The following is a 20932-nucleotide window of genomic DNA, read 5'->3' as shown; positions in this document are numbered from 1 at the left end:
TTTCCCCCTTAGATGTCCTTTAGATCTTTATCAATCTTTTCAATCTTGGTTTTCTTTTCCTCTTCGCTTATCGTAGATTGTTGAATATCCCGTTTTTCTAATTCTTTGACCTCTTTCATCAAGGTTTTGTTTCCTTGCGTTTTGGCAAAAGAATAACAATCTTCATATTTTTTTAGATTTACAAAGGCTTCAACAATGAGTTTTTCACGCCTACCATCCATATTGACTTTCCCTTTGAGCTTGATTACCTCTTCATATTTTTTATCAAGCGCTGCCTTTTCAAAGTCGATCACATCATTTTTGACATCTATTTCATTGATTTTATTCATGTTGTCTATCCCGATAAAATAAGCAACCACACTTTCTGCAAATTTCGGCTCATACTGTAATGCCTTATTTGCCTTTCCATTTAATAAATAAGTAAATAAAACTGCCTTTTGACTATCTTTATCTAGTTCTGTGTAATTGACCTTATCAAAGTATTTAACGGCTTCTCCATACTGTTGAATGGCTGCCTGTTGTAATCCTTTTACCACATATTGTTCCGAACCAGCATTTGCACTCGAAACTGGTTCGGAAGAGAATAACTTAAAGGCAAATATGGCACCAGCTCCAATTAACACCACACTTCCTATAACACTCGCAATAATTTTGAATCCTTTTCTATTTTCCTTTTCAGGCTTTACTTGTGTTTTCACTTCATCCGATGGACTATAGGAGGATTCCTCATTTCTTTCTGATAATTCTTCTTGATATTCATATTCTTCATGAAAAGGAGAATCATTGATTTCCCTTTCTAACGTTTCTAACAGCTCCTTTTTTTGTTCCTCTTGTTCTGGATCTAATTGCATCACATTCATTTTTTTAGAAATGTGATCAAAAATATGCTCTGCATATCTCGAACCAAGTGATAGCGTACCGTTATAAATTTCATTAGAATGACCATCTAACAAATCAAAATCAATATGTTCTTGGTGTCCTGCTTCTCTATAAACACGTTCTAATCGTTTGGTTAAGATGTAAGCTTCATGAAACGAATATTGCTTACCCGACTCAATTTCTGTTCCATTACTACTATTAAAAATGACAAACATGGCTTCTCCTTCCTCACATTTACTTTAAATTCCATGAAAAAAGGCAACAAAAAAAGCCATACCCTTTGCATAGCTTCCTCATTGCCCTATTCATATTTATTCACTATTTCATCCAAAGAAATGGAAATACGATTTGACCAAATTTAACATTACTATTTACACTCTCTGCTAAGTATTGGCATCCCATTACGATAACAAGTCCGGCTGCCCCACCAAGAAACCACCAAATACATTTATGTCTTCCTCGTTCACCGCCCCAAATTAAGAGATAAGCGCCCCAGCAAAATACAATCGCTGTACTAACCATTGCTCCTCTTTGCATCCAAGTAATAAATGAATTACCCGTATTAATTAGACCATCCATCGCATCACCTAACACTAACATTTGAGCTACTGTTTCCAACATAGACATATACATTCACTCCCTTTTCATTTTTAGATGCTTACACGTTACTAAGCTGACTTGACTCATTTGGCTTGCTGTCTTCTTTTACTTCTGTTGATGTTGCTTTATAAGCTTGTAAAGCTTTCATTACTAGATCTTGATTTTCTTCAATGTATTTCTGATGATGTAAATGAAGCCAATGGTTATAATCCTGACCATTGGCTCTTAATAGGTTTGCTACCATATCTTTTTCTTTTTTTAATTCCTTCTGTGTAATCGCCACTGTATCACCACCTTTCAATGGTTATGTGATTACTTCTGATATTGCTCTTTGCAATTTTTAACAAAAAAACTAAGTTCACTTTCAAGTTCTGATGGTTTAATTTGTGGGATTTTAATATCTTTTTTTAATTTTCCTTTTTCATAATATGCTAGTGAATCTCTTTTTTGAGATAATCCCCAATCATACGGGTTACTTGAACCCGGTATATCTTTACCCTCTTCATCTAATTCTTGTACCTGGACTTTTTCTTGTTGTGCTACTTTTTTTACAGCATGAAGCCAATCCTCTCTTTTTTTCTTGGTGGAATTTAGCATAACAAAACCTGTGCCATCCTCACTCATGAACTTCTTCATTTCTAACGGACTAAGTTCCATTACTTCCCCTTTTCCAGAGCTAAAGACAAATGTTGAACCAATACCAATTGCAATTAATAGGCCAACAACAGCTGAAATGATCCACCCTTTACGACTCATACATATCCCTCCCTTTGCTATTACTATATTTTTATAAGCGATTTTCAAGTGTGGTGAGACATATTTATACTTCATCATCTGTCTTTATTTCAAAATATTTAAAGGAAAGTAAGATCGAAAACAAAAATGTCATTTATGGCTGGAATGACGAACCCTGTATTGGCATGCATAAAGAGACTAACCCCGACTTAGTCTCTTTAGCCCAATACCGCACTACGTATTTTGGTGTGAACGTAGAACCTTATGTATCTACTATTGGTGTTGTTCACCGCTTCTTTAGAATGTCAAAATGGGATATTCCTCACGATTACTGGCACATACAGATCTTTGATACATTACATTTCCCAATAGTCACAGATAAGTTTTACGATCTCACTCATCCAACGATCATCGTATACCTAACCCCTCTAGTGACCGTTTCAAGGGAGGCACGCTAAATAGATCTTACTTTGTCAAAGAGCAAGTTACTTTGCGCCATTTTCTCAGCACACTTCAAAATCGCTTTTTTTATTTACACTTTTGTTTTACAGCTACTAATTCAGCTTGTTTATGTTTTCGTTTTGCAATTATATTTTGATGTTCATCCCTGACTGAGCGAACTTGATAATAAATTTGAGCCACCTTTTTGATACTTCTTGTTCCATTTTCAATTGCAATGGCACCTTTCAGTTCATATGTTTTCCCATCAAAGGTTTTGATACTATGAGCTTGTGATGCTGCAATATCATAAAATGTGAGTCTTTTTTCCTTTCCCATACGATTTCCTCCTATTTTTGATAAAGAAAGGAGAAAAACGCTCCTCTCTTGTATAGTTTTCTAGCCATCTATATAGGGAGAAGTAGTGGTTGAGTGCTTAATATCATGCTAGAATTGTTGTGTTATACGAGCTTATGATGCGTTGTGCGGCCTCTTTTCCGTATATGTACTGTAATGTGGATTGAGATTCAACTACAATTGAATTATGAATGTCGTACGTTGCGCTCTCTTTTAAAAATTGCTCCATATGAGGGATCGGGTACAAATCATATTGATGAAATACAAGGTGAATCGTTCTTATATTCTTACATTCTGTTAAATATTGAAGAAAGTTTGATAATTCTTCTCCTCTATCTTGGTATGTGCTTACTTCCGTTTCTACACTCATATACACAACTGCTTTTCAATTTACTTCTATTTGATGTATGGATTTTCAGCTTTATCGCCTGTTGTTAGACGGTTATCTTCTACTTTTTAGGTGTTTGTTCTTGTTATGGTTTAGTAACAATTCGTTGTGGTTTCTCTAGTTGTGGAATAACAGATTTTTCGATTACTCTCGTTTGGTCCGTTACCTGTGGTTGTGGTATTTCTTGTTTTTGTGGTTGTTCCGGTTGATGTCGTATCTGCTTCTTTTGCCCTTCACTATGCTTAATAATTTAACTAACCTCTTAAATTTCAAAAAAGTTTTTTCGTTAACTAAGCATCCATCTGATACAAATATTCTTCATCTGGTTATTCATGCAATATGATCAGGTTGAAATTTCAGATTGAAAAATTTGAAATAATAACAATAAAATTGTACCTTTTCTACATAGTTCATTTACAATATAAATGTATAATTATTTTTTGTGAAAATTGTTTATTTAAACTTTGCTCGATAATAAGTTGCAAAAAAAAGGTTCTCAATTGGTTCTTCAAAAAAATCTGAAATACTTTTTGCTCTGTTAAAAATCAAACCTTTTCTCCCTGATTCTACATCGTATAAAGTACTTATGGGAATTTTGGAACCTCTTGAAACTTCTTTAATTGTATAACCCTTTGACTCACGAATTTCCCTTAGAACTGTCAAATATCTCACCCCCTTATTTGCAGTCTATTCGTCCTCAAGCCGAAAGTCAACATTATATGTGTTATTTATATAGGAAATTAACATAAATACAGTTACGAGGAGCTAAAAACCATGTTTGGACAAAGATTAAAAGAATTAAGAAGCAAAAAAAACATAAGTGCTACCGCTTTGGGAAAAGTATTAGGGATTGCTCAAACAACAATTTCCAACTGGGAAAATTCAGGAGCTGAGCCAAATTATGAAATGCTAGTAAAAATCTCACGTTTTTTTGGTGTATCAGTTGACTATTTAATTGGAAATGACCATGATTCTAATAAAAATGAAATAAATAGATTAGCAAAAGAGTTATATGAAGACCTGAATTCAGTTTCCGAAGATGAACGTCAAGAAATAGAAAAAGGATTACTAGAATACATAGAATTCCTTGGATATAAAGTTAAAAAAACAAAGAAATAACTTCTTTTCTTTTAATTTGCTCTCTTTCTTAAACTAGACTTTAAATTTTTATTTTGTTGTATATAAGTTTGTAATTTACTATGTAGTTCAACATAATTACTTGCTTGTGATAACACTGATACAAAGAAATCATAATCAACTCGTTTACATATATTTTTCTTTTTCATTAAATAGGCACTCTCCTGTAAAATGAATTTTCTTTTATAAATTCCTATTTTTGCGCATCAATGGAACGAAACATTACAAATTACCAACAAATGTTCCACCCCTTAAATAACAAATGACACTACAACTTTTTGTAGTGTCATCTTTTAACAAGCCTATCACCCAGCACCTCCACCAGGATCTACCATCATATATTGAATAATTTTAGCAATACTCTCTTGCATCGGAAGCATTACTAATGCTGTTATTGTAATTAACAAATAAGTTTCCTTTATCCAATTCTTCACTTGCACCACCCCTACTTCAATTTTAGTACATTTTTAGGAAGTTCTGCATAGAACAAGTCATTATTTCTCTCAAACGCCAATAATGCTTCTCTCATTAAATTCATGTCATCTCTTGCAAGAGCCTGAATAAAAACTTGTAAAGGTGTCAAGAAACCATTTTTCCTTTTGATTTCTTCAATAAGATTAACTGCTTGTTGATTCAGCCCCCTGTTGACATACAAGTATGCAAGTTCTGCGGGGTTTTTTGGTTCTATATTATCTAGATTCTTTTCAAAATGTATGTTTAGAAAATCTAGAGTTGTTTGTATCATTTGTTTTTTCTTGAACATCTTTTTGTTGTTTGGTGATATCATTAGTTGCAATCCTTTATCTAGGTAATACTTAGATAATTCATAATCGCTTAGTATATATGTCTCACCCATGATACAATATGCTGTTGCTTTTGGTAATAAAGCCACTCTTCCTTGCCTAGCGATCATTTCATTACATAATTCTCTTGCCTTTTCTAGCTCATTATTCCTATGAAAACTTGTAGCCAGCAATTCCATAGTTCGTAATTCATAAGAAGAACGTAAAAATGGATTTTTTAATTTTTTTATTTGTGATAACAAATCATTTGTATATTCACTTACCAAATCGTAATTTCGATAATCAAAAAAAGCATAGATTAGTGAAAAATCCATTGGAATTTTGCTTATATCATCTGTACTCTTTTTTTGTTCCATTTTCTTTTTTACTATTTTCAAAAAATCTTGCGGATTTATCTTTCCAGCATTTCTTAAATGAAGTAGTTCATAAGCATTTGCAAATTTACGATTCAGTATGTTATTAGATTCTTTCTCCTTATCAACTAAATACTGTAGTACATCTAATTCTCCACACATATCTAAATATTCAAAGGCAACTCTCAAATTCACCTTACGCTTTGCTTCTTCGCAATATTTCAGTACTTCTGTTTTCCTAAAATCGTAATCATGTGGATATAGCATATTCAATATTTCAGTGTAAATGTAAAAATCAAACTCTCGTTTCCTAGTAAATGACTCATTTATTTTAGAATGACTGGTATCAAACATTGCTGCAAGTTGTCTATTAGTAATACCCCTATTATTTAGATCTTTATGGATTTTTTCTAAAATCATGGTATATTCTCACATCCTCTTGAAATGCTAATATATAGGAAAACCTATATATGTAGAATATTCTGTAAATACATTCTACCAGATACTAGTGAAACTTTCGTTCCAATATATACTTTTCTATATTTATATATATTTTTCTGAATTATCAATTAATTAAACGCATTCCCTTTCCGGATTTCTAACCTAAATTCAGTTGAAATACCAAAAAATATGTGTAAAATAGTTAACAGAGACATGATAAATTACTTATAACAAAGTTGCTTCAATTAATGATACCAATATTAAATTTATATAAAAAAATAAAACCCCACCTCACGGTTTTTAATTAGTCTAGGTCGGCAAACTTCGAACTAATTAAAAACTCTTCTGGATAGGGTTTTTAATTCACATTATACATGTATGTATTTTTCTTTAATGCCATACTTGATGTAAAAATTATATCATAAGGTACATACAATGTGAATATAAAACCTCCGTTTTCCTTTTTATTTGTGGTGGGAATTTAGGAGGGTTTTTCTGTGTTATTACACAACTTTTTGCTCAGTCGAGCAAAAGTGGAACTAAGTCCCCATATCAAACACTTATCTAAAAAAACTGGAGCTATTAATGAATCAATTAAGAAAGTTATTACTTATATTGATAGTATAGTCCTAGAATATAAAGGTGTCACTACAAAGGATTACCTCACCAAACGTAAGTATGAAGCTTTAGAAACAGTTTTATCATATTTAGTACAAGAAGGGTATTCTCAGGTAAAGCAAGATTATATCAGCAAAAAATCGGGTATTTCAAAGCCCCTTATTAACTATGTGTTAAATTGGCTGCAAGATTTTGATATATGCCAGCAAATTAAAGTAAGACGTCATGGTAGGATTGCCCCTTCCATTTACATTTTAACCATACATAATAATTATTTGAAGATTATTGAATACTTTAAGGTAAAATGGGCTTTAACAATTGATGTCTGCTCTACTTTTATTAACTTTTTAAAAAACAAGTACAGTAAGAAGCGTGTTGTATCTAATCATAAAGATATCAAGAAAATTATAAAATCTTCATCTTCTATAGACCTTTTCAGCATAGAAAAGCAAGTCAAACCAAATTCAAGTATTGAATCAAAAGAAGATAATAACAGATTAAATGACTTAAACGATTACTTAAGTGATGATCAGAAAAAAGCATATTATTACATTTTGAGTCAAGAACTAACATATCTTTCCGAAAATGATGCATATATTATTGCTTTAAGACTGCCACCTGATATCGATCGCTACACAAGATGGGATATAGAAGAATGCATGCAATGGTTTCAATTTAATAAAGCTGAAATCAGCAATCCTGCGCATTTCATAAAGATGTTTAATCAAAAATCTAAACAGAATCAAGAACGTAGAAAACGTAATACCCAAAGGACAAGCTCGCTTTTGGGTGCAAATAATAATCGTAAGTTTATTTTCTTTAACTTTTTAGAAGAGAACAGCTAAATTTTTAAAAAAATCCAATGACAAATAGCCTTGCTCAAAATAATCATATACAGCAAGGTTATTTGGGTTCTGGTGCAAAAATAAAACAAAAGAGAATAAAGCGCATATATTCCTAACGAAATCGTATCTTATGCTGAAAGTCCAAACAATTGATGGATGAATTCTTTCTGATTTTGGACAGACTGGTCCCGTAAATTAAGCTGTTCTTTTTTAATCATATGCATGGCTTCTACTCCAGAAAGAATGGATGTAGCTGTGTCAAAACATTTGAACCCTAGCATGGAACGGATTCGCTTCTTTATAAAGCGCTGATCTTGTTCTACTATGTTATTCAAGTACTTTTGTTGTCTAAGTTGCATACCATCAGGTATGCTTTTTTCTTTTTTTAACTGTTCAATTGCTATAGGATAAGCCGGGTTCTTATCGACTGTTATAACACGTGGCTTTGAAACATGAAAAGACCGCAAAGCTTTCTTGAAAAAGCGCTTTGCTGCCTTCTGGTCTCTTGTTTTGTTTAGGAAAAAATCAATTGTGTTTCCTTTCGAATCAACAGCACGATACAGATACATCCATTGACCTTTTACTTTCATATAGGTTTCATCGATTCTCCAAGAATCATTTGTTTGTTTGGGGTGACGACGGATTCGTTTATCCAATTCAGAACCATACTGATGAACCCAACGCATAATCGTTGTATGAGAAATGGATAAACCCCGTTCTTCTAGCATTTCCACCAAATCACGAAAACTGAGGTTGTACCGTAGGTACCATCTTACCGTTAACAAAATAATATCAGGCTGATAATGCTTCCATTTGAATACATTTTCCTTTTCCATACCAATCACGCACACTTTCTAAAGTAATAGTAACAGTATGTCCAAGATTTATAGATTCATTGCAATTGTCCTGAAGTTTTTGCACCAGAACCCAACTTGTTTCCATACCGATCACACACCTTTGTAGAGTAGCAGTATGTCTAAGGTTGATAGATTTTTTGCACCAAAACCATTTTTCTTATTTTTTTTAATAATCTTATTAAGTTTTTTGTAAAATTCACCTTTTGTTTTTACATGATTAAACTGATTCAGATTAATATTAGCTTTTTGAGAGAGTGCTACAATCTCTTCTTTTGTAATTGAATCTTTAGTATTTATAGATGCTATATTTGTATATTTTCCATCTTCTGTTTTTGGAATTTCTAAAATTTCTTTATTTATAAGATTCACTACAGCCTTATGCTCTGAAGAATGTGTATCTACACCAGTAATTTTCCAATTATGCATAACTTTTGGCTTGTATACACCATTCTTTACCTCTATTAAATATGTAATGGATGAGTTTTTAACTCTTTTGTTAGAATTTGGTACTTATTCTATTTTACTTTTATTCAAAGTATATACTTGAAATAAATATATACTTTTGTTAAATTTAACCTATAGATAGAACAAGTTTAATTAAAAGTCATTTAGAAATGTTTGTATTATCTATTTTGTCAAAGGAAAAAAGCGATGGTTATGAAATTATTAAGGAATTAGAAGAACACAATTTAAAATTGAAAGGAATGAGCAACATTTATCCTATTCTAATTAATCTCAAAGACCAAGAGTGCGTTAATACTTATCGTGAAATGACGAAAAACGGCAAGGTTAGAGTTTATTATGAAATAAATTTTAAAAATGTATCTTCAAAAAATAATCAGAGCGTGGTTAGAATTACAAAAGGATATAAAATCCTTACTTCAAAATAGTTCGAAAGGAGAAGATTTGAAACAAATATCCAATCGACCATCAAAAAAACAATTTTCAAAGTTTTTTTTGAGATTATTGGAATAGACCTTCATTCTGAAATAAAAAACATCCGGAAATCCAAAGATGGAACGGGAATTTTATTTCTAATAGGGTTATTTACTTCAATTGTTACTTATCACGGTTTGCAACTAATACTATCAATGTTTTTAACAGAGTCCTTTAATCCACTAAATACTAACAGTTCGTTCGATTATAATATCTTTTATCAGATATCAGATAATTCATGGTGGAACTTCTTACTAATGTTCATTAGCTTTTCTACTTCCTTGTTAGTCTCCATATTTGTAATGTTTTATATACGAAAAATAAATTTAAACAGGTGAAATAAAATGAAAATGATAAAAGCTACAATTGTGTGCTTATTATTTAATGTGTTTATTTTGTTTTTACCAACCTCGCATGTATTCGCCGAACAAGATATTAAAAGTACCATAGACAGCTATGTCGAAAATTTTTTAGAAGAACATCGGATTCCAGGAGCTTCTATTGCTATTGTTCATAAGAATGATATTTTTTATTCTAAGTCATGGGGTGTAACGGGAGAATCTGAAGAAAAAGTAACCGCTGAAACTCCCTTTACAATAGGATCGATAAGTAAATCATTAACAGGCTTAGCCATAATGAGATTAATTGAAGAAGGTACCGTTCATTTAGATGATCCTGTCCAAAAGTATATTCCGTGGTTTACGCTTAAAGATAAAAAAGCAGCATCCCAAATAACAATTAAACATTTACTTACGCAAACAAGCGGGATAAGTACTTATTCTGGCTTATCTATATCAGATAGAGAATCTAAAGATTTGGGTGCTATAAAGAAAAATGTAGAAAGTTTATCGAAAGTTAAGCTGACTGCCATACCAGGAGAAAAGCATCAATATAGTAATGCCAATTACTTGATTCTTGGTGCTCTAATGGAAGAGGTTTCCAATCAACCGTATTCTGAATATATGAAACAAAAAGTGTTTCTGCCATTAGGTATGAGGAGTGCCGCAGCTGAAAATGATGCCGCATATGAAAAAGGATATTTAGCCGGATATCAGTCTTGGTTAGGGATTCCTCGAAAAAGTTCAGTAACATATGATAATGGAGGCGCACCATATGGATACATAACTGCAAGTACGACAGATATGTTCCAGTATATTAAATTACTTAGTCAGCGCAAGAGTAACAATTTTTTAAGTGAAAATACTATGAATCTTTATTTATCGCCTTATGTTCAAACTGGTGAAAATCGATATTATGGTCTTGGTGTAAGAATCTCAAGTCCAAATTCTAAAGAAGAAATAATATGGCATTCAGGATCAACTTCTGATTCACATGCAGAAGTATTCTTTATACCAGAAACGGGTTGGGGAGGTGTGATTCTTACTAATAAAAATCATATTTTAGAGGAAGAGCCACTTATACACCTGAAGCAAGGGATTATCAATATTTTAACTGGGAAAGAGCCTGTTAATGTACCTAAATCCCCCCCTATTATACAACTGACTATGATAGGAATATTATGCTTACTTTTTATAAAGTTTATTTATCAATTAGTAAAGGTCAAATCAGGAAAGATTCGTAATAGAAGCTTATGGCGTATCTCCGGAATTATATTTTTAGTTATATCTATTACTATCATTCCATTACTAATTTATAGTACAGGATCTCCATGGTATTCAATAAAGATATTTGCTGCTGATATTGCACTACTTATTAGAATCATGGTTACCTTCTTAACTTTGAATGGTTTATTATCAATATATATTTCATTTAAACAATCCTAAGTGAACTCAATAACCCAAGGGACAATTCCTCAAAGTTAATTAGGAGTTGTCCCTTTGAATCCCTATTAGATATTTTAAAATGCCTTACCTATCGGAGAAGTCATCATGTTTATGTCACAATAACCTAAATTAGCTTACGAAAAAAATGTGAGGACTTCCTTATTTCTTTACTATGCTCTGTAAATCTTTTGTATTAAGAAATTACTTTCTTCATTCTGTGCCTTTATAAGAACGATATTTTTTCATACGAACGAGGCATTTTAAACCTAATTCGTTCATCAAACGATATACTTTTTTATGATTTACTTTATGCCCTCGGTTTATCAGCTCACCGCGAATACGACGATAACCATAAAGACCCTCATGTTCCTCGTAAATAGCTTGAATGAGCTCTTTGAGCTCCGGCGTTTTTATCCGGACGATTAAATTATTTTACCCAATAGTAGTACGTGCTACGTGGAATATCTGCTAGTTGAAGTAGTTCCTTTACAGGAAAGTCATGCCTTAACTCGTAGACTACTTGTGCTTTGTTTTGTTTTGTTTTGTGATTTCCTCTTGTTTTGAACTATGGCATTCAACTTTTTTAAATATGCATTTTCCATGCGTAAACGTTCATTTTCCGCTTGTAGTGCCTCTATTGAACCTTCTACTAGATTTTGTCCTTTAGTTGTACTTGTTTTTTTCTTTTCCATGGATGGACGCCCCTTTTTCTTTTATTTTAGGGCATTCAATCCTCCTGTTTCATAAGCTACTTTCCATTTTCGAAGTGTTTCGCAAGAAGGAATATTGAAAAGTGCCGCCGTTTCCCTGATAGATGTTCCTTGCTCATTCATAGAATGAAGTACATCTAGTTTAAACTCGAAAGAGTAGGATGTATAGCGTTTTTCAAAAGCTTTTTCACCTGAAATTTCATATCGTTTGACTGCTTGTATTTTGTCATTTGAAGAAAATTTAGTCAAAAAAAGTGCACCTCCAATTGTTAGACTGTGTCTCACAATTGGCGTGCACTTCAAACATTTAAAGGGACTTTTCTCCTGCTATTTTGGTTTATCTAAACATTTATTTCATAGTTCATGATCTAGTATAATATTTTAATCAATTGTCATGTATCTTCGTTCCCTCTAATATTGGAGATATGCATATGATGAAAAGGGGACAGATTGATTTACAAAACCAGTTTGTCCAAAATTAGAAGAATTTCATTCATCAAGTGTTTGGACTAATAACATAAGGTATGATTTCATTAGAAATCTGCTGTTAGTTTGTTCCTTGTTAAATATTTTTACCAGAACCCTTAAACGAATAGCAATAATCTTATTTTCACTTTAATATAAGGACCTCGAGATAGAAGCCCTTTTTTGTTTTTTAGCTTTATGTACTTTAATAAACGTTTTTATAGTCAGGTAGTTCTTCTGCGTATGTAGTTGATTGCTGTGCGTAGTCAGGTAGTTCTTCTGCGTACGTAGTTGATTGCTGTGCGTAGTCAGGTAGTTCTTCTGCGTACGTAGTTGATTGCTGTGCGTAGTCAGGTAGTTCTTCTGCGTACGTAGTTGATTGCTGTGCGTAATCAGGTAGTTCTTCTGCAAAAAAATCAATATTATCATATGTACCTACTAAAACATTAAAAATAAATACTGTGGATAATAAAAGACCACTTACTAATTTTTTCATAAATATGCCTCCTAATGCATTTTTTTTCTTAAATCAAAGCATAGTTCATAATAATAACTACTCTTTTTATATTGGTGTATTTTTTTGGATTCCTTTCCGATAACTTCATAAAAGTGTGATAGCAATTTTATATCATTTGTTTCGATAAAACGAGGAATTGCATTTTTTTCTAAAAATTCTATGAATTCAACATCTGTTTTCTCAATTTGATACTTAATTATTTCTAGTTGTATAACTTTGTTTGATGTCCAACAGTTCTTACTAGATTGTTCAAGACCAATATTAATCCATTTCAATGCAGTCTGTAATTGTCCATGCTCTTTTAATACCGTAGCGAGTTCTACTAACACATTTAAATATGATTCAGAGGTAGAATCTAAGTAATTTAGAGTTTGAGTATAATAGCTTATTGATTCCTCGTAATTCTTTAACTTACTATAGATATATCCAAGATTGTGAAGAGTTTTAATATAAATGGTCCGATATTCTAAACTACTTGCTACATTAATTATTCGATTATAAATTTCAATGGCTTTTGAATATTCCTTAAGTCGTCCATAATTGACACCTAAAAGAAGATGACATTCAAGACTCCTATTAAAAAATAATTTATTATTAAATATAGTCAAAGATTTTTTCACATAAACTAGTGCCATCTTAGTATTGAAAATGTTAGTGTAAGTTAAGGCTAGATGAAAAAAAAATTCGGGATCTTCGTTCTCAGGATTATTAAAGAAATGGATAACCTTTTCAAAATTCTCTATCCCCTGAAGAAAGTCGTAGTTAATAGTGCAATGATAGAGTCCCAAAAAATATTCTAGATATGTTCTTTGGTAATTATTTAACTTATCTTTGTTTTTAAGTAACGTATCTATTATAGATACAATATTTTTTTTGCACTTTTTATGAATGAAGTATCGAAGGCTGATAAGATCGTAGTAAAAAATTATATCTGTTAAGTAAACGTTATCTATCTTAGAGTCAATAGTATTTTTTAATTCGTCGATAACTATGCTTTCCTCACGCTTGATTATTGCTTGATACCATCTCTCTAAATTAATTATAATATTTTCCTTATCTAAATTCAGATTATCAATACAAATATTGACTCTTTTTAAAAGCAAGGCAAGAATTTCTTTACTAGGAGTAATTTTGGAATTTTCAACTTTACTAAGGTATGGAATTGAGCATATACCAGCAGAGAGTTCTTGTTGGGTCATTTTTTTTTTCGTTCGGAAATAAAATAATAGTTTTCCATAGTCGACTTTGTTGCTTTGGATTCTCACCACTTTCCCCCTTCAACACAAATTACAATATATTTCCTTATAATCACCATATTCCCATATTAGCAAATACAGTGTGTTTTTTCTATGTATTTTTGTTTGAATTCATAATTTTTTTACTTTTCTATATATTCATGTGACATATAGTGGCTAAAAAATGAACCAACAAGTCACACACATTGAAAAAGAAGTACCGTGTATGATATTAAAAAATAAAACGATATATAATGAATATAAAAATCCAATGCAACGAGATCTGGAATACATAGAAATAATAGTTATAAATAGTTAGATTTATCATTTTTTATTGGTCATCTACGATAATAAAATCATATGAAGGAGCATACTTTCCTTTGGTTTTAATGTCCTGCTTTATTTTTTCTAAACCTTTAATTTCTAGATTCTTTTCTTGTCTCCCCGTACCAAGATGATACGACTGTATCATATATTTATTTTTCAAATGATTGTATCTAAAAAAATACACTTTGTCGTCCTTAAAATAAATTTGTTCATCAAAATACTTGGTGGACTTGTCGGTATCAATAAAAGAAAAAGCCTTCTCGACTTTTGTTGTTCGAGTATCAAACGTATAGACGTCTCCTAGTCCATCTATGTAATACAGACTACCCTCAAAAATATTCATGGGTTTTTTGCTGAATGGTCTTTCCGGACCCAATTCTTCTACATTAGTATATTGTATGAATGGAAATACTTCTCTCTTTAATGTATTCTTATCAATTCTCATAAGCGAGACATCCATGTTTTTTTCATCTTTCATGTCACTAATAATTAAGTAGTAATAGTTTTCATCTGCTTCAATTGATGAGGTAGTCATAATTATATTTTCTGGTTGTTTCCATTCAGTAAGTTGGCTGATTTTAAGAGTATTGTCGCTTAACTTTCCCTCCATCAATTGATATTCATCAGTTTTGGTATTTTCCAGATTCCTTGTCACCATTATTATTCGATCGTTAACCAGATTAGATGAATCTATATAGTAAGGGATACTATCATTCTTAAAGCCTTTTTCATTCCCCCAGTATACATCGGAACTATACTTACCGTTTTTCGTGAATCCAGAATTAAAAATGCTAAAGAATACTCCCTCACTTTCCAAGTATCCTGAATATTCACCAGTATGTTGCTCTTTCTCCAGTTTAAATTCCTTATGCCTCTCCCCGACAATATGTATCTTGTCTTTTTCCTCTAGGAAAACTCGCCCCTTACTTTTAGCTACTTTTCCAAGCTCCAATCCCTTCATTTTCATACTCTTTGCCTTACCGTCCTTATCGATAAAGACTGCGTAGCTCGTTCCTTCACCTTTTCCTGTATCCTGATCTGCAGTGGTAGAAAAATAAACAACAGACCATACATCCTTAATAGACTCTCCTGCCAACTCTTCTTTCTTAATTTCGGAACTCATACGTTCATACTCTGGCCCAAACATATGGTTTACAACAAAGATAAAGAACACTATTACACTTACTGCACCAATTATAACTAACATAGCCTTTTTCAAAAGGACTCCTCCTTATCACACCTTTGATAACCTTTTTAATTAGTTAAATAAAATGAAGAGACAGATAAAACTGCGAATAGTTTTACCTATCTCTCTACTGTTTATTTCATTAAAATGTCTTTATTGTGGACGTATAACTTGAATCTCTAATATCACGTGGGTACACCCCTAAACCACCGTCTTTATCTAAATCAATATTTGCTTTTAACAAGAAGGCAGACCATACTAATTTCGAACAGTTTTTTGCTCCATCATGACCAGTATTTCGGTTGTTCATAAAATTATAGGAATACGGTTCCCCTACTTCACTATAAGCCCAATTTACAGCATTTTCTTTATTCTGAGTAGATGTACTGACAGTTTGAATTACGGCACCGGCATCGACTAATCGATTAGATGTTTTAATGGTCCGTACCCCTGTAGAGGGCACAGATTCAACAATTGTATCCGGCAAGTAATACATCCCAACATGTCCATGGTCTAAATAAGCTGTTTGTGAAGGTGTGTAATAAATATTTCCTTTTGTACTATTGGTGATGGTATACACCCCTCCTGAACCACCAAGTGTTTGGAAATCTGATTTTTCATTTGTCTTTTCAGTCTCTTTTTGTCCTTGTATCGTATTATTTGTCGCTTCTTTAAGATATGCCTTTAGAACTTCCTCAACTTTCATATTTTGAGATTCGGCCAATGTTTCCGCTTCTTTTAATACTTGTTCAGAAGCCACATCAGGCTGCAGTTTCACGATTTCCTCAAGATAGATTTCAACCTCTGATTTTTCAGCATATGCTGTCATAGGAACAAATCCACCTGCTAATAAACCTGCTGTCATAGCTACATTCAACATTTTCTTTTTGAACATTCCCTGTCCCCCATTTCTTTTTATTTCATTAATTAAGGAAGTTATAAATATAACTAACTCATCTACTTATATTCTACAAGGCTTCATTCTGGAGAGATATTGAAAAACCGATAACAAAAAAGCGTGAAATACTAAGTTTATTTTTTGATATTTTATCAACATGGCCAGGTCTGTAGAGTAGAATCCTCCTTCTATTTAAGTATGATTTTATAGCGAATTTAACCGTAATTTATGCGAAACAATAGTTCAAGATTGGAAATGAAGAACTTCTTAGCTTATGTAATCAAAAACACCCACCTTATTTTCAAAAGTAAGGTGGGTGTTTTTTAGAAGGATGATCGCTCATCCTCATCAAGATTAGCATTTTTTTTCTTAAACATACGTTTCAGCTTATTAGCGGCATCCTCAAAGAGCACATATACCACTGGCACAAACAAAAGTGTCACTAATACAGAGAATGATAAGCCAAAGATAAGGGCAATCGCCATTGGCTTTTGATACTGTCCTGCATGTCCAGTTGTAATTGCTAAAGGTATTGCCCCAAATACAGTAGTGATATAGGTAATAAGGATTGGGCGAATACGTTCCTTACAAGCTCTTTTAATCGCTTCATAGCGTGGCTGTTGTAATAGGCGAAGCTGCTTAACTCTATCGATTAACAAGATTCCATTATTTACTACAATCCCAATTAAGATAAGCATACCCATGGCTGACAACAGATTCAGTTCTGTATTTGTAACAAAAAGGCCTATTAACACACCTGTTAATGTTAATGGTATTACAAACATCACGACAACCGGATGAATAAGACTATTAAATTGGATAGACATAATAGCAAACACTAGCAACAGGGCAATTAGTAGAACGAGATACATCTCGTTAGATGTATTTTGTTGCTGCTCTATGTCACCACCTACAGCAATAGAATACCCTGGATCTAATTTATAACGATCGACGACTTTTTGAATTTCATTGCTGACCGCTCCTAAGTCTCTCCCTTTAATATCCCCCAGGATTTGAATAGTACGTTCCCCATCTTGATGCTTTATTTCAGAAGGAGATGTATACTCATCATATGTTACATACTTACTTAACGGTTTATTGCCGCTAGGTGTATTGATGGTCAATTTCTCAAGTGTAGCAGGATCTTGCAGGTTGGCTCCAAAAGATAGATAGATTGGTAGTACTCCTTCTTTTCCCTTTATGTTACCAAGTTGTTTATTGAGAGAAAGTAAATCTAATTGACTCTTAATATCCGAAGGCGTGAGAGCATCTTGAATCAATTGGTTCCTTTTCACCGTTACAATATTTTCCTTTTTGCTATTATTGAGTGTATTAGTAATCCCTTGGACACCTTCAATTTTAGAGATTTCCTTGCTCAAATTCTCGGTTATGTTTTCAATTTGATCAAATTCTTTCCCTTTAATGGAAACCTGTATTGGATAAGTAACAGATCCTGAAGCTGTGACTGGGTAATCTTTAGACATTTTTTGTAAATTTTCATGAATCATAGCATTGATTTCATCTTGTGTCTTAGTCGCTTTATCTTCAGGCGTCATTTTCACATAAACATACATGCGGTTTCCATCAAGCTTGCGGACGTTATATGCTTCTACATCCTGTGTTTTAGATAAAAATTCTGATATCCCTTTCGCAACATTCTCTCTATCTTTAACTGTTGTGTTTTGTTCAAGTCCCACATAAAATTCCGCCTGTCGATTGTAAAAATCCGGAATCAAACTCGCAGGTACAGCAAACGATAACAAGAGAGAAGCTGCTGCAACTGTAAGGAATATAGCCATCACACCTAATTTTCTTCGTGTATTCTTGGACATCCAATCTATATACTGATTATATTTAGTCAGTATTTTGTTTGGTTTTTCTATCTTTTTCTTCTTTTTCACCTTAAGCATCTTTTCCGATAAAACCGGGATAAATGTAAAAGATATGATGACTGAGGTGATCTGACTGAATACAATGACGATAGACAATACTTTCGCAAACTCCCCAATCTGACCGCTAATAAGACCAATTGGTAAGAAGACTGTCATAGTCGTTAGCGTCGAAGCTAAGACTGGCGTAAACACCTCTTTTGTCCCCTGCAGTGTAGCAGTTCTGTCATCAAGGCCCATTTCTTTTTTCTTATAGATAGATTCAAGTATAACGATGGACGAGTCTACAATCATTCCAAGTCCAATACCAAGTGCCAGAATACTAATTAAGTTCATGCTCATGTCAAAAAGAGCCATCAACATAAAAGTAAGCAGTACAGTTATCGGAATAGATACACCAATAATAGCTGTTGCACCAAAGTTCCGGAGCAGGGCGAAAAGAACGATAACAACCAAAATTCCTCCATATACTACATTGTCTTGCAAGCTACCAATAGAATCTTTTACAAAATCTGACTGCACAATAGTTTCTTCCATTGTGAAGCCTTTGTTAAGGCCCTCTTTTTTTATCTTATCTAACTCTGCACGAACTGCTTTGGTCATTTCAGCCTGCGTCACATCATTTGTACGGCCGATGGATACCCATATATAATTACTGTCGCCATCTCGCCATAACTCTTGATTATTGCGACTTTCTACAATACTTATATCTGCAAGATCTGAAAGAAGGACCAAATTTCCATTAGCTGGGATTGTAATATTTTTAATTTCTTCCACGCTGTCTAATCTAGTATTCCATCTTATAGAAGACTGATTACCACTATCATCAACTTTCCCAACGGAAACATTTGAATTTTGTTGGTTAAGAATGTCTTCAATTTGGCTAAACTTTATCCCGTATTGGTTCAACTTTTCATAATCTAATTCAATCAAAGCTCTTTTTTCATTTTGACCGACAACCCTTACTTCTCGCACTTCCCGTAACGACTCTAGTCTTGGCTTTAATGTGTTTTCAACGAAAGAAGTCATCGTACTAAGTTCACCATCATGAAGATCTAAGAACATTTCGTAAAGCTGTGAAGTTGTACTCCTAAGCGTTTTCACCTCATCAATAATGGGAAGATCATTTTTAATTTCTCCCATCGCTTCTTTTAACTTTTCATAGGCTTGATCACCATTTTTCTCTTGGAATGTTACTTTTATTGAGCTCAATCCTTCAGTCGAAGTCGATTCATAAGACGCGATTCCTTCAAGACCAGCTAACTTTTCTTCAATTGGATATGTTACCTTCTCCTCCACGTCTACTGCGGGCATGCTTTGAGCATATGCGGAAATGGTAGCTGTGTCGTAATTAACTTCTGGATAAAACTGATTTTCAAGCTTATCAATAAAAACAAGACTCATCGCAAGTAACAGCAACAATGAAAAACCTACAATCAATTTTCTTTCTAATAAAAGTTTAAGCCAACCCATATTTCCCCTTCCTCCGTTCAAAAAATTTAATGTTATGTAAATATATTACACCTTTTATAATACTCAAAACAATTATATTTTTCAAAAAAATATATTTTTTTTAGAAATATATATTTGACTTAAGTATAAGCGCTCGATATAATCAAATCATGGATAGAATAACAATTATTAAAGGCAGTCTCGAAATATGTGTTTTAAGTATTTTGTACAAAAAGCGAAGTTATGGCTATGAAATCATGAAAGAGCTAGAAAAATACAATATTAAATTGAAAGGATTAGGAAGTATTTATCCTATACTAACTCGAATCAAAGAAAAACAGCTTGTTAATGTAACAAAAGAGTTTGGTATAGATGAGCGCCCACGTATCTACTATGAATTAAATGAAGAAGGAATTCAGTTTTTAAAACAAGAAATTAAACAATGGTATGAGATTCAGCACGATATTCACACCCTTTTAACGGACAATGCCATGGACCTTAAGGAGGTAGAATTAAAAGATGAAATCTGATTTAACTCACAAAGAACAACAATATCTAAATCAAATAATGGATATCTTAAAAGCAAGTGGGGTCAATCCATCTTATCGAGAAGACGCAAAAATCCAGCTTATTGAACATATTAATGAAGCAAGAATCCGTAATGAAGACTTCCAGGCTGATCTTGGTACACCAGAGAATTTTGCCCTTCACTTTATGGACACTGCTGTTACAAAAGAAGATAGTATAGCTCAAAGAATAGACCATGCAGAGATCACTCATCAGAATAAAAAGATATTTTCTTTTAAGGGTCCTCTTGCGTTTGTTTTTCTTTCAAGCATATATTATGCTGGTTTGCAATTTCTTACTGTTTTACTTTTTACACCGGTACTCGCTCCGGACTATGGATTTGATTTCCATCTATTTAATATTTCTAATTACTTGTGGTGGAATTTGTTGTTCATTTCTATTAATGTTACTGTAGCTTTAATTCTAAGTGGTTTAACAATGAAATTACTTAGTAAGCGCTATCGATTATCCTAAACATTATTTCTTTAAAGGGGTGTCAGAATGACACCCCTTCT

Annotated in this window: 19 protein-coding genes and 4 pseudogenes; 6 read left to right on the top strand and 17 right to left on the bottom strand. The window is 32.7% G+C overall.

What is annotated here, in order from left to right; translation table 11 throughout:
- Positions 1 to 8 precede the first annotated feature (8 nt).
- The 7 genes and pseudogenes from QCI75_RS27015 to QCI75_RS26980 all read right to left on the bottom strand — a co-directional run bounded on the left by QCI75_RS27015 (position 9) and on the right by QCI75_RS26980 (position 4060).
- Entirely contained in the window at positions 9 to 1094 is a 1086-nt protein-coding gene (locus tag QCI75_RS27015) for a hypothetical protein (protein ID WP_353761625.1), read from the bottom strand.
- Between the two features lie 103 nt (positions 1095 to 1197).
- Positions 1198 to 1506: a hypothetical protein gene (locus QCI75_RS27010; RefSeq protein ID WP_353761624.1), complete on the bottom strand. Its 309-nt coding sequence runs from the start codon at positions 1504 to 1506 to the stop codon at positions 1198 to 1200.
- Between the two features lie 31 nt (positions 1507 to 1537).
- On the bottom strand, positions 1538 to 1762 hold the full coding sequence (locus QCI75_RS27005; protein ID WP_353761622.1) for a hypothetical protein: 225 nt from the start codon (positions 1760 to 1762) through the stop codon (positions 1538 to 1540).
- A gap of 29 nt (positions 1763 to 1791) precedes the next feature.
- Positions 1792 to 2235, bottom strand: coding sequence for a hypothetical protein (locus QCI75_RS27000; protein WP_016103743.1), 444 nt, complete (start codon positions 2233 to 2235; stop codon positions 1792 to 1794).
- A 507-nt stretch (positions 2236 to 2742) separates the two neighbouring features.
- The gene (locus tag QCI75_RS26995; protein WP_353761621.1) at positions 2743 to 2991 is read right to left on the bottom strand and encodes a hypothetical protein; all 249 of its coding nucleotides are present in this window, start codon (positions 2989 to 2991) and stop codon (positions 2743 to 2745) included.
- A 103-nt stretch (positions 2992 to 3094) separates the two neighbouring features.
- Positions 3095 to 3394 (bottom strand): annotated as a pseudogene (locus QCI75_RS26990) (TraM recognition domain-containing protein); the annotation flags it as partial.
- A 456-nt stretch (positions 3395 to 3850) separates the two neighbouring features.
- A complete protein-coding gene (locus QCI75_RS26980; protein ID WP_002204193.1) occupies positions 3851 to 4060 on the bottom strand; it encodes a helix-turn-helix domain-containing protein in 210 nt (69 codons plus the stop codon).
- 111 nt (positions 4061 to 4171) lie between these two features.
- Between QCI75_RS26980 and QCI75_RS26975 the strand changes: the two genes are divergently transcribed.
- Positions 4172 to 4516, top strand: coding sequence for a helix-turn-helix domain-containing protein (locus QCI75_RS26975; RefSeq protein ID WP_002204192.1), 345 nt, complete (start codon positions 4172 to 4174; stop codon positions 4514 to 4516).
- 323 nt (positions 4517 to 4839) lie between these two features.
- Here the strand turns inward: QCI75_RS26975 and QCI75_RS26970 are convergent, their stop codons facing one another.
- Positions 4840 to 4968: a hypothetical protein gene (locus QCI75_RS26970; RefSeq protein ID WP_002204190.1), complete on the bottom strand. Its 129-nt coding sequence runs from the start codon at positions 4966 to 4968 to the stop codon at positions 4840 to 4842.
- 11 nt (positions 4969 to 4979) lie between these two features.
- Positions 4980 to 6110, bottom strand: a complete 1131-nt coding sequence (locus QCI75_RS26965) for an AimR family lysis-lysogeny pheromone receptor (RefSeq protein ID WP_002204189.1) — start codon at positions 6108 to 6110, stop codon at positions 4980 to 4982.
- 518 nt (positions 6111 to 6628) lie between these two features.
- Here QCI75_RS26965 and QCI75_RS26960 point away from each other — a divergent pair.
- The gene (locus QCI75_RS26960) at positions 6629 to 7594 is read left to right on the top strand and encodes a Replicase RepFR55 (protein WP_353761620.1); all 966 of its coding nucleotides are present in this window, start codon (positions 6629 to 6631) and stop codon (positions 7592 to 7594) included.
- A 128-nt stretch (positions 7595 to 7722) separates the two neighbouring features.
- Here QCI75_RS26960 and QCI75_RS26955 read toward each other — a convergent pair whose 3' ends face one another.
- Positions 7723 to 8430, bottom strand: a complete 708-nt coding sequence (locus QCI75_RS26955) for an IS6 family transposase (RefSeq protein WP_353761618.1) — start codon at positions 8428 to 8430, stop codon at positions 7723 to 7725.
- A gap of 111 nt (positions 8431 to 8541) precedes the next feature.
- Positions 8542 to 8940, bottom strand: a pseudogene (locus tag QCI75_RS26950) (bifunctional metallophosphatase/5'-nucleotidase); the annotation flags it as partial.
- 89 nt (positions 8941 to 9029) lie between these two features.
- Between QCI75_RS26950 and QCI75_RS26945 the strand changes: the two are divergent.
- Positions 9030 to 9363 (top strand): annotated as a pseudogene (locus tag QCI75_RS26945) (PadR family transcriptional regulator); the annotation flags it as partial.
- Positions 9364 to 9731: 368 nt separating this feature from the next.
- Positions 9732 to 11171 carry a serine hydrolase domain-containing protein gene (locus tag QCI75_RS26940; protein ID WP_353761617.1) on the top strand — a complete coding sequence of 480 codons (1440 nt, stop codon included), beginning with the start codon at positions 9732 to 9734 and terminating at the stop codon, positions 11169 to 11171.
- A gap of 216 nt (positions 11172 to 11387) precedes the next feature.
- On the opposite strand, the pseudogene QCI75_RS26935 reads toward QCI75_RS26940, so the two are convergent.
- The 6 genes and pseudogenes from QCI75_RS26935 to QCI75_RS26910 form a co-directional block, all read right to left on the bottom strand.
- Positions 11388 to 12130 (bottom strand): annotated as a pseudogene (locus QCI75_RS26935) (IS3 family transposase); the annotation flags it as partial.
- A gap of 421 nt (positions 12131 to 12551) precedes the next feature.
- The gene (locus QCI75_RS26930; protein WP_353761616.1) at positions 12552 to 12842 is read right to left on the bottom strand and encodes a hypothetical protein; all 291 of its coding nucleotides are present in this window, start codon (positions 12840 to 12842) and stop codon (positions 12552 to 12554) included.
- Between the two features lie 11 nt (positions 12843 to 12853).
- Positions 12854 to 14128 (bottom strand): tetratricopeptide repeat protein, encoded by a 1275-nt coding sequence (locus tag QCI75_RS26925; protein WP_353761615.1) that lies wholly within the window; start codon positions 14126 to 14128, stop codon positions 12854 to 12856.
- Between the two features lie 301 nt (positions 14129 to 14429).
- Positions 14430 to 15644, bottom strand: a complete 1215-nt coding sequence (locus tag QCI75_RS26920) for a hypothetical protein (RefSeq protein ID WP_353761613.1) — start codon at positions 15642 to 15644, stop codon at positions 14430 to 14432.
- Positions 15645 to 15753: 109 nt separating this feature from the next.
- Positions 15754 to 16506, bottom strand: a complete 753-nt coding sequence (locus QCI75_RS26915) for a YiiX/YebB-like N1pC/P60 family cysteine hydrolase (protein ID WP_353761612.1) — start codon at positions 16504 to 16506, stop codon at positions 15754 to 15756.
- Between the two features lie 326 nt (positions 16507 to 16832).
- Positions 16833 to 19871, bottom strand: a complete 3039-nt coding sequence (locus tag QCI75_RS26910) for an efflux RND transporter permease subunit (protein WP_353761610.1) — start codon at positions 19869 to 19871, stop codon at positions 16833 to 16835.
- Between the two features lie 149 nt (positions 19872 to 20020).
- On the opposite strand from QCI75_RS26910, the gene QCI75_RS26905 reads away from it, so the two are divergent.
- Together QCI75_RS26905 and QCI75_RS26900 are read left to right on the top strand one after the other, a co-directional pair.
- Positions 20021 to 20380 carry a PadR family transcriptional regulator gene (locus QCI75_RS26905; RefSeq protein WP_060751841.1) on the top strand — a complete coding sequence of 120 codons (360 nt, stop codon included), beginning with the start codon at positions 20021 to 20023 and terminating at the stop codon, positions 20378 to 20380.
- On the top strand, positions 20370 to 20891 hold the full coding sequence (locus QCI75_RS26900; RefSeq protein ID WP_353761609.1) for a hypothetical protein: 522 nt from the start codon (positions 20370 to 20372) through the stop codon (positions 20889 to 20891). Before QCI75_RS26905 ends, QCI75_RS26900 begins: the two co-directional genes overlap by 11 nt.
- Positions 20892 to 20932 lie beyond the last annotated feature (41 nt).

The organism is Bacillus cereus group sp. RP43, assembly GCF_040459645.1.
Classification (GTDB): domain Bacteria; phylum Bacillota; class Bacilli; order Bacillales; family Bacillaceae_G; genus Bacillus_A; species Bacillus_A mycoides_C.
This window is presented reverse-complemented; position numbering and strand designations above follow the sequence as displayed.